The sequence below is a fragment of the Brucella grignonensis genome (assembly GCF_002252505.1).
GTDB lineage: Bacteria > Pseudomonadota > Alphaproteobacteria > Rhizobiales > Rhizobiaceae > Brucella > Brucella grignonensis.
In genome coordinates, this window is record NZ_NNRL01000164.1 from 353,058 (window position 1) to 362,902 (window position 9,845).

Genomic DNA, 9,845 nt, shown 5'->3' on the forward strand with positions numbered 1-9,845 from the left:
ACCATGAGGTTCCCCCGCCGGTTTCAGTCCTTCAGTGCCGCAATGCTGCTGACCGTCGTTCTTTGCGACGGTTTGCAGGCACGGCAGATCGATGTCGTGGCAGGCGAAGGCGTACAGGCGGCTATCGACAAAGCGGAGCCGGGCGATGTCGTCCGGCTTCTGAAAGGCAAGCACAATGGCGCGGTTACGATCGACCGCGCCGTTGAACTGACCGGCGAGCAGGGTGCCATTGTGGACGGACTTGGCTCGGGCAATGCCATAACGGTCAACGCACCGGACGCTATCGTGCGCGGGCTGGAAGTGCACGGTTCGGGCGATAACATGCCCGACCTCAACTCCGGAGTTTTCGTGGCAAAAACCGCCACGGGCGCACGCGTCGAGAACAATCGACTAATCGATAACCTCTACGGGATCTATTTGCACGGTGCTGCAAATTCCATCGCGCGCGGCAACGAGATCATTGGCCGTCGAGGCGTGCGCATGGCGCAAACCGGTAGCGGCGTTTCCATCTGGAATGCGCCCGGCGCACAGGTTATCGGCAACGTCATTCGCTACGGGCGCGACGGCATCTACACCAATGCCAGCCGCAAGAATATCTTTCGCGACAATGTGATGGAGGATGTCAGGTTCGCCGTCCATTACATGTACACGGATGACAGCCAGGTCATCGGTAATGTTTCGCGCAACAATTCGGTCGGTTTCGCGATCATGTACACCAACCGTCTCAAGGTGCTGGACAACCTGTCTGACGGCGACCGGGATCATGGTTTGTTGCTCAATTATGCAAACAGCTCGGTCATTTCCGGCAATCGCGTGATCGGGCGTATGCAACCGATAGATCGCTGGCTTGATGCCGGTGTTCAGAAGGCTGAACATGGTCTTCCTGCGGAAGACCAGACGGAAACCCAGACGGGCGAAACCTCGCGGCTCGGTCCGGAAAAATGTGTCTTTATTTACAACGCCAACAAGAACAAGTTCACCGAGAACAGTTTCGAGAACTGCAGCATAGGCATTCACTTTACTGCTGGTTCCGAGGGCAATGCCATGAGCGGCAACGCCTTCATAAACAACCGCAATCAGGTGAAATATGTCGGCACGCGTAACCTCGACTGGTCGGTCAATGGACGCGGCAATTACTGGAGCGACAATCCGGCCTTCGATCTCAATGGTGACGGTATCGCAGACAGCCCTTACCGGCCCAATGATCTGATCGACAAGGTTTTGTGGACTGCGCCACAGGCAAAAATTCTCATCAATAGTCCGGCAATCGAGACAATCCGCTGGGCACAGACCCAGTTCCCGGCGCTTTTGCCAGGCGGTGTCGTCGATAGCTATCCCCTTATGAAGCCGCCGCATCCGGCCGATCCGGCGAAAGGAAAACCAAATGACTGAGACTGTCATTCTTGATCAGGTCACAAAGTCCTATGGCGGGTTCAATGCCATCAGCGATGCGAGTTTCCGCCTCCACGCTGGAGAAAGCATTGCGCTGGTCGGCCATAATGGTGCTGGAAAAACGACGATGATAAAGCTCATGCTCGGTCTGATCCGCCCGACCAAGGGCGCGGTTCGCGTGTTGGGCGAGGATCCGGCGACCGGTGCCTTTGCCGCCAGATTGCGGCTTGGCTATCTGCCTGAGCACGTCTCTTTCAATCTGGCGCTGACGGGAGCGGAAACGCTCGGCTTCTATGCGCGGTTGAAGAGAATGCCGGTTGCCCAAAATGTAGAGCTATTGGAGCGCGTCGGCCTTGCCCATGCAGCGAACAGGCGGGTTGGCACCTATTCAAAAGGGATGCGCCAGCGACTGGGGCTTGCTCAGGCATTGCTCGGGCAACCATCCGTTCTGTTGCTTGACGAGCCGACGACCGGTCTCGATCCCGCCTTGCGGCAGAGCTTCTATGAAGTCCTTGAAGAATTGCGGAGCAAAGGCGCGACAATCCTCATGTCGTCCCATGCCTTGACCGAATTGGAAACCAAGGTCGGGCGCGTCATCATCGCGAACAAGGGCAAGATCATTGCCGATGGCTCCATCGATGCGTTGCGCCGGATTTCACAATTACCGCTTCGCATACGGGTGCAGACGCCAGACGTCTCCCGGTTGCCTTCGACAACCGCCAATGCTGCATTGTGCTGGCATCGTCTCGGCCCGGATATCTTCGAAACGGAAGCTCCGACGGAAGGCAAGATGGCTCTTGTCCGTGAAATCGTGGCCATGAACGACAATCTCACGGAACTTGATCTCGTTCCGCCGACGCTGGACGAACTTTACGCCCACTTCCTCAACGCCGGGGAAGCGGCCCTCGCAGAGGCAGCGGAATGAACAATATTCTCATCATTGCTTCCAAGGAAATTCAGGAAGGCTTGCGCAATCGCTGGGTTCTGGCGACCACGCTATTGCTTGCGGCACTGGCCCTAAGCATGACTTTTCTCGGCAGCGCACCCACTGGCAGTTCGGTTGCAGCGAGCAAGCTGGACGTTGTGATAGTCAGTCTCTCCAGCCTGACAATCTTCCTCATCCCTCTCATTGCCCTTCTCATTTCGCATGATGCAATCGTCGGTGAAATGGAACGCGGCACGATGCTGCTGCTTCTGAGCTATCCGATAAGCCGGTTTCAGCTGGTTCTGGGCAAGTTCATCGGCCAGCTTGCTATTCTGTCCTTCGCGACATTGTTCGGGTACGGCGCGGCGGCTGTGGCGCTGATCGTGACCGGGTCCGGCGTGGATGCGGGAAGCTGGCTGTCGCTGTTCAAACTCATTATCTCGTCGGTTCTGCTGGGAGCCGTGTTCATCGCCATCGGCTTTCTTGCAAGCACCTTGGTGCGGGAGCGAAGCACGGCAGCAGGTATCGCCATCGGCGTCTGGCTGTTCTTCGTGCTGATCTATGACGCAGCACTTCTTGCTCTGCTGGTTTTCGATCAGGGCCGCATTGTTGGCGGTGGCATACTCAACGGTCTGCTTCTTCTCAATCCAGCCGACTCCTACCGGCTTCTCAACTTCGGTCTCGGACAGGCCGGATCTCTGACTGGCATGGGCGGCATAGCCGGTAACGCTACGCTCTCGGCTCTAGCTCTGACGCTAGCGCTCGGCCTCTGGGTCGTGCTGCCACTGTCCCTTTCCATGCTGGTTTTTTCGAGGAAAGAATTATGAAACGCGCTCTGTTTCTTGCCCCCCTGTTTCTGGTTCTGCTTGCAGGATGTTCTCCGGACGAAAAGAATGATGCCGTGATGGCTCCTTTCGCGCTGACGGAAAGCGCAATGGGCCGATATTGCGGAATGAATGTTCTGGAGCACCCCGGCCCCAAGGGGCAAATCATTCTAGAGCCGACAAACGAGGCAGTATGGTTCTCTTCCGCCCGTGATACGCTCGCCTTTACGATGCTGCCTGAGGAGCCAAAAGGGATCGCGGCGATCTACGTTTCAGATATGGCGAAAGCGCCAAGCTGGGAAGAGCCGGGAGCGGAAAACTGGGTCGATGCGCGCAAAGCCTTTTTCGTGATTGAAAGCGCTGCTGTAGGTGGGATGGGGGCACAGGAGGCCGTACCGTTTTCGACACGAGAAGCAGCGGAGAAGTTCGTTGCGGAAAAGGGCGGCCGTATTAGCACTTTTACCGAAATACCGGAGGATTACGTTCTCGGCGGTCAGTCGGTGCGGCCCTCCGATCTTGGAGCCGAAAGCCATGCGCATTGAAGGTGGACAGCGTATCAGTCGTCGGCTTGTACTTGCGGGTGGTGCGGCTGGAGTAGTGTTCTGGGCCATTCCAAAACACGCAGTTTCACTCGACCTTCCTGAGCCCATCATCTGGCGTAGTCAGGCGATGGGAGCACCTGCCAAGATCATACTCTATCATCCGGATCGTTCGACCGCTGAACGGTTGCTACGTGAATCTGCTCAAGAAGCGGAAAGACTGGAGAACATCTTCAGCCTCTATCGTTCGGATTCAGAACTCACCCAACTTAATCGCGATGGGGCGCTGGCATCGCCTTCGCCTGATCTGGTCGAGGTATTGCGTATCTGCCATGAATGCTGGCAGGCCAGCGACGGCCTTTTCGATCCGACGGTACAGCCCCTTTGGAACTGTCTGAAAAAGCATTTCTCGCAAGAACGTCCTTCTCCCGACGGGCCATCACGACAGCTTTGGGACGAAGCGCTTGCAAAGGTAGGGTTCGGTCACGTTCTATTCGATGATAACCGCATTGCATTCTCCAAGCCATCTATGTCTCTGACTTTAAATGGTATTGCGCAGGGCTATGTCACCGACCGTGTGACGGCATTGTTGCAAAGGGCAGGGGTCGAACATGCACTGGTCGATATGGGGGAGTATCGCGCTCTCGGCTCAAGACCTGACGGCACGGCATGGCGCATTGGCATCGCCGATCTGGAAGCCGGAGCTGCTGCCGAAGAGCATGTCGATATTCGCAATCAGGCGCTCGCGACATCCAGCTTCACGGGCTTTCAGTTCGAGGAGTCCGGACGGTTTAACCATTTGCTCAATCCAAAAACCGGATTTTCAGCGGCACTTTATCGCCGGGTGACTGTGGTTGCCCGTGATGCAGCGCGAGCCGATGCCTGGGCAACTGCGTTCAGCCTCATGGAGAAGAATCAAATCAGAGCAGTTGTGGGGAGCCAACCGGATATGTCTGTGATTGCACAGACACGCTCTGGCGAACGAGTAGTCCTGGGTTCTTAGGGTAATGAGCGGCGTTATCGTACTGATCGCAGGCGCATCCCATCCCAAGCAGATTGATACTTAGGGGGCGGCGGAAAAACGATGTCTTTTTTGAAGAAGCAGGGCGTCTTATGCGAACGTGGCGATGGATGTTGTTGATCTTTAGAATGAATGCCAGGGAACTCTGCGGGGGCGTCTGTTCTATGATACATGTGTAGGTGTCAAATGGGGACGCGGCGGCTGCCGCGAGAAGAACGGTGACCCATGTGATGTGACCTGGCTTGATAAGGGCTTCTGGAACACGAAGGACGAAACCTACGGTTACCCGTATCATGAAAAGGACGATATCGAGCGGCAAAGCAATTACCAGTGGTTTTTGGTGCAGGAATTATCGCGGTTGCCGCAAAGGGCGGAGTACAGAGTTATGCAGAGTTTCGACACTATTCGCTCGACACGGTCGGCTCGGTCATCGTGGCGGTCGTGTCCGCCAGGGTATCGCTTTTATGTGTGAATCGAGGTTGTGAAATGCTTCATATATTGCCGAAGAAAGCTGAGCATCGGTAACTACAGCGGCTCCGGCGCGATGAAACCGCACCTGTCTGAACCGGACGGACACAGACGGGTGCCGCCGTCTCACTTTACTCCAGCGGTAATCGGCAGAGGGACGAATAACAGGTATTTGCGATCCTCGGATATTGGTTTGATCGTGTCCCCGAATTGTCTGACAAAGGCGTCATATTGATCCCTGGCTACCAGAACCCCGTCGCCTGGTTTGAGCCATGCAGCCAGGTCCGTCGGTGTCTTCAGTCGAGCTATTTTGCCTTGCGTATAGAATTCAGCAGAAAAGCTGCGTGCGTCCAGAATGGCAAGACGGCCAGGCCCCGGATAGTCAGCTATCAGTCGCGCTTCCGTGGGCATGAACGAACGATCCAGTCCAAGGAATGAAGCAGCTGTTAAGCTCGCAAAGATCAGAAGGACTTCGGCGAGACCAAGCTTGAGCCATCCTGCACCAGAAGAGCTTGTCCGGGTCCATACGATAACGGCAAGCAGCGCTGCAGCAGGTATGCCCGGCAGCACATAGGCAAGAAGGATGTTCGCGGCCAGGGTAAAGAATACCAACGGTGTCAGGGCGAACAAAAGCAGATAGAGATGAATGCCGTTGCCATCCGGCATATAGGTCTTTCGCAGTCGCCACAAAAGAATGGGCAGCAGGGGGCTCCATGGCAGTGCTGCGACGATCCAGAACAGCCAGATTGATCCTCTGGTGTGTTCACGGCCTGCACCATAGAGATCGCCTGTCCAGCCGGGTTGCAGGAAACGCTGGATATGCTCACCGATCAGGAAATAGTGAAGAAACCCGGGTGTGGCTATTTCTGCTGTGACATACCACGGTATGACCAGTACTGCGCATAACAGGATGCCACCGATCCACGGCAGACGGGCAATATCCTTCCAGTTGCCGCGCCAAAACATCCAGACTGTGATCGGTGTCATGGACAGAACGACTGCGACGGGGCCCTTGGCGAGCAGCCCGATGGCCAGTCCCAGAAAGAAAAGCCAGCCCCAGCGACGACTTCCTGCCAGACCGTTGTAAAATCCGGCCATACAGGCGGTGACGCCGAGCGTCAGAACCATATCGGTCTGGACAAACGCAGCAGAGACAAAGAACAGGCCGGAACTTGCGGCAACCAACACGGCAATTGCAGCTGTGCTGCGGTCGGTGAGCGTGCAGGCCCATCGCCACAGGATGAGCAATGTTGCCATGGTTGCCAGTAATATCCCCAGTCGTGCAGCAAAAGGAGTTGCACCAAAAACGGCGATCCCTGCCGCCGACAGCCATGTATGCAGTGGCGGCTTGGCCCAGAAAGGCACACCGTAATCAAATTGCGGCGTAATCCAGTTGCCAGTCTCGACCATCTTGCGTGCGATTTCGGCGTATCGTGCTTCGGTGGGGTCTGTTAGAGGAACCCAGATCATGGTCAGAAGCCGTATAAAAAGCAGCAGAAACAGGCCCCAGAGAATAGAACGGCTCTTCGTCATTTTATCGGACTTTCCATCAGGATTCGGGCTTCAATGGCACGGCTGCGGGAAGCGTGTCCGGCACATTGCATCTGATCTGTATCGTCACCGGGATGAAGCATTATCAGACAGTCGGGCTTCGCTTGGAAGAGGAGGCGGGGCAGCCATCGTTGCACGCTGGAAGGATCATTGAGGCGGAGAAAGCCCGAGAAATCGCGATTGGTCTTCAGCCCTGCTTTGGTAAAGGCGGATCGTGCTCTTGCCGCAAGCGCCATGATGACCAGTACCTTGACGCCACCTGCACGAACATTGAGCCATCGCTCGGCCCATGTGGCAGGTAAAGGCGCGCGGATCCATGTTTCTGCCTTGTAGGGCAGACGCGTCACAAGGGGTACTATTGCCGGAAAGCAATGACAGTGTTGATGACCGTCGTAATAGTCGGGCAGACTGCCGAAGAGGTCGACGAATGTACCTACCTGCCGCGACAGGGACGTGTTGATTTCGTCCAGCGTCCGCTCGTTCAACCGAGGTCGCATGAGATTAGCCAGTGACCAGATGGGGCCGCTTCCCGGAATTGCCTGGGTGAGGTTCAGGTGCAGCCCAACTTTTGCACCACCGGTCCGCAGGGTTCGCAAGCGAGCGATATCTTCAGGTTTCATTGCATCGCCTGTCATGACTGACGTGCCGTCCAGCGATCCAGCTTCGAGGAGCGACAGGATCACTCGGTCATTTCCGCGTCCCAGACCGAAATCATCCGCGATCCGCATCGTCGCTTTCCTTGCGGCTGATATCTTCAGCCAGAATGTAAATCGGACGTTTCTTGGCCTCCAGTACGGATTTACCAATATACTCGCCTAGGAGCCCAAGAAACATCAGCTGCACGCCGCCAAAGAAAGTGATCAGAACCAAGATCGAAACGACGCCGACTGGAACCGTTGGGAACAGGAAATGCTGAGCAACGATATAGCTGCCATATATGAGACTGATCGTAGCAATGACTGTACCGATCAGGGCCATTAGGCGTAGAGGTGTGGTTGAGAAACTGGTAATTGCACCAAGCGACATCAACAACAACCGGAGAGGATTGTAGCTGCTTGTACCTCGTACCCGTGGGGGCGGGTCAAGAGGTATTCCTGTCTGACGAAAACCCACCCAGCCATAGAGACCTTTCATGAAGCGGTCAGTTTCGGGTAGATTGCGCAAAGCGTTCATGAAGGGCCGATTGATCAGCCGGAAATCTCCGGCCCCCGGCGGTATATTATATCGAAGGTCTCGATTGATGACCCAAAAGAACATGTGCGACAGCGCAGCCTTCATCGGTCCTTCAGAAGCGCGGCGATTGGCCTTGTAGGCATAGACGCTGTCAACGCCGTCCGTTTGCCAGATGCGCACGAAATCGGCAATCATTTCAGGAGGGTGCTGCAGGTCGGCATCCATCAAAACCGCTGCATCCGCGTCAAGGGCTGCATCTATCCCGGCAGAAAGTGCTGCTTCCTTACCAAAATTGCGCGAGAAGCGGAGCAGCCGTGCTGGACGGCCCCCAAAGTCGTGTGCTTTCAACAAGGTAAAGCTGTCATCGCTGCTGCCGTCGTCGATAAAGATGAATTCGATGGCAAGCCCAAACTCGGTAGCTATTCTGTCAGCAATTACGCTAAGTCTGGCGAGCAAATCTGATAAGCCTTCCGCCTCATTATAAACGGGAATGATAATGCAGAGAGTTCTGGCGCTCATGACGGCTTCTTTGCGAAAATGATAACAGTTGAAATGATAAAATTAATAATCGAGACAAAAGCAAGCGCGATGAATAACGCAACAGCGAGCGGCAAGCCAGTGTACAGGCAACCCTGCAAGACAATCGCTCGCAAAAAAAAGATCAGGCAGGTCCAACTCATAAAGAGGATGTAGCGCCGAAACAGGTTTCCGGTTGTGTCTCGGTACGTGATGCGGACGTGGAAGAAAAATACGGTTGATCCGCTGACAATCATGGCAATTGCCAGCGCGACAGCTGGATATAAATCCAGATAATGGCTCGAAAACAGGGTCACGACATAATCGATGACCGCCCCAATTGCGGAGCCGCTGGCAAAAAGAGGAAAGCGCTTCAGCATCTCGCAAACCGATTTTATCTTCAATGCCATTATTCTTACTGAAAAGCCATTAAGGTTGTGTGTGCGTGATTGAAAGGAAACCCGATAGCAGGTCCTATATTTGTCAACAGCTCTGCATTGCCTCTCGGAGGAGTAGATCGAAAAGGGGCGGAATCCAAAGCTAGGGAAGCTGGGCGGGTTGGACTCCGCAGGCTGATTATCACGCAAGATATCCGCCCAACTCCTTATTGCGGTAGTGGGTCAGTTTGAAATCTGAGACTTTTCTTTATACGGCCCACGAACGATTGGGGCTTTCGCTTCGGCTTCTTTCACCAAAGAAACGATATCACGCATTTCCCGTAGACGGTCGCTTACACCAGCCGCCATTGCTGGCGACATGCGCAGCGTCTTATGAATGCGAACAAAATTATAATACATAAAATGCAGCGCAACGGTATAAGCATGATTTTCCACCTTTTTAGAAAAGCCGTTTGTCAGGCGGGTGAAGCGGCGCATGTGCATCCGCATCGTAAGGTTCTGGCGCTCGACATAGGAAGTTGAGACGTGAGCGAAGTCAGGATTGCCTTCAACCCGCTCTTTCCACGCTCCCGTGCATTCTGTCGACGAATAGCGACCCTTCGTGTTTTCCGGTGCGGAGCCGTAAATCTTTATGAGCTGTGCATAGTCAACATCGCAACCGAACGCGCCTCAAGGGCTTCAAGGTATGCACGGTGGCCGTCTGTGGTCATCTGGACGCGGCTTGCGAGGCGCGAGGCCACATCATCCATGAATGCCATTGCATACGCTCCACCAATCGCCGCCGTGAACATGTCGTTGGAGAATTGGTGCAGCTTAGTTTTGATCTTGATCATTGGGCGGCTTCCAACCCTGCAGAACAACCCATTATGGCAGAACCTGACTTTACGCTAGACGTAGAGTGGAGGAAAGCTTCACACGAAGAGGATGGTGCGGCGGCTTAATCGCTCTTCTTCCAGCGAGCCTGCGCGGCGAGGCTTGCGATTTCAACGCGTTGCTCTGCAGTGAGAGCTTTTGCTCTCGCACGCCCACCCTTGAGCC

Annotated in this window: 9 protein-coding genes and 1 pseudogene; 5 read left to right on the forward strand and 5 right to left on the reverse strand. The window is 55.0% G+C overall.

Annotated features, from left to right (window positions below; genetic code table 11):
- Positions 1 to 3 precede the first annotated feature (3 nt).
- Genes CEV33_RS19615 through CEV33_RS19635 form a run of 5 tightly spaced genes read left to right on the forward strand, consistent with a single transcriptional unit; the run spans position 4 to position 4,683 of the window.
- Positions 4 to 1,392, forward strand: a complete 1,389-nt coding sequence (locus CEV33_RS19615) for a nitrous oxide reductase family maturation protein NosD (RefSeq protein ID WP_094542054.1) — start codon at positions 4 to 6, stop codon at positions 1,390 to 1,392.
- Complete coding sequence (locus CEV33_RS19620; protein ID WP_094542055.1) at positions 1,385 to 2,317, forward strand: ABC transporter ATP-binding protein; 933 nt, start codon at positions 1,385 to 1,387, stop codon at positions 2,315 to 2,317. The genes CEV33_RS19615 and CEV33_RS19620 overlap by 8 nt, the downstream gene beginning before the upstream one ends.
- On the forward strand, positions 2,314 to 3,144 hold the full coding sequence (locus tag CEV33_RS19625; RefSeq protein ID WP_094542056.1) for an ABC transporter permease subunit: 831 nt from the start codon (positions 2,314 to 2,316) through the stop codon (positions 3,142 to 3,144). The genes CEV33_RS19620 and CEV33_RS19625 overlap by 4 nt, the downstream gene beginning before the upstream one ends.
- Positions 3,141 to 3,683, forward strand: coding sequence for a nitrous oxide reductase accessory protein NosL (locus tag CEV33_RS19630; protein ID WP_036588262.1), 543 nt, complete (start codon positions 3,141 to 3,143; stop codon positions 3,681 to 3,683). Before CEV33_RS19625 ends, CEV33_RS19630 begins: the two co-directional genes overlap by 4 nt.
- Positions 3,673 to 4,683: an FAD:protein FMN transferase gene (locus CEV33_RS19635; protein WP_094542057.1), complete on the forward strand. Its 1,011-nt coding sequence runs from the start codon at positions 3,673 to 3,675 to the stop codon at positions 4,681 to 4,683. Before CEV33_RS19630 ends, CEV33_RS19635 begins: the two co-directional genes overlap by 11 nt.
- Positions 4,684 to 5,295: 612 nt before the next feature.
- Here the strand turns inward: CEV33_RS19635 and CEV33_RS19640 are convergent.
- From CEV33_RS19640 to CEV33_RS19660, 5 genes and pseudogenes are all read right to left on the reverse strand, one after another.
- Positions 5,296 to 6,702, reverse strand: a complete 1,407-nt coding sequence (locus CEV33_RS19640) for an ArnT family glycosyltransferase (RefSeq protein ID WP_094542058.1) — start codon at positions 6,700 to 6,702, stop codon at positions 5,296 to 5,298.
- Positions 6,699 to 7,448 carry a ChbG/HpnK family deacetylase gene (locus tag CEV33_RS19645; protein ID WP_094542059.1) on the reverse strand — a complete coding sequence of 250 codons (750 nt, stop codon included), beginning with the start codon at positions 7,446 to 7,448 and terminating at the stop codon, positions 6,699 to 6,701. The genes CEV33_RS19640 and CEV33_RS19645 overlap by 4 nt, the downstream gene beginning before the upstream one ends.
- A complete protein-coding gene (locus CEV33_RS19650; RefSeq protein WP_094542060.1) occupies positions 7,432 to 8,412 on the reverse strand; it encodes a glycosyltransferase family 2 protein in 981 nt (326 codons plus the stop codon). Before CEV33_RS19650 ends, CEV33_RS19645 begins: the two co-directional genes overlap by 17 nt.
- Positions 8,409 to 8,789 carry a GtrA family protein gene (locus CEV33_RS19655; protein ID WP_094542061.1) on the reverse strand — a complete coding sequence of 127 codons (381 nt, stop codon included), beginning with the start codon at positions 8,787 to 8,789 and terminating at the stop codon, positions 8,409 to 8,411. Before CEV33_RS19655 ends, CEV33_RS19650 begins: the two co-directional genes overlap by 4 nt.
- Positions 8,790 to 9,029: 240 nt before the next feature.
- Positions 9,030 to 9,577 (reverse strand): annotated as a pseudogene (locus CEV33_RS19660) (IS1 family transposase); the annotation flags it as partial.
- Between the last annotated feature and the right edge of the window lie 268 nt (positions 9,578 to 9,845).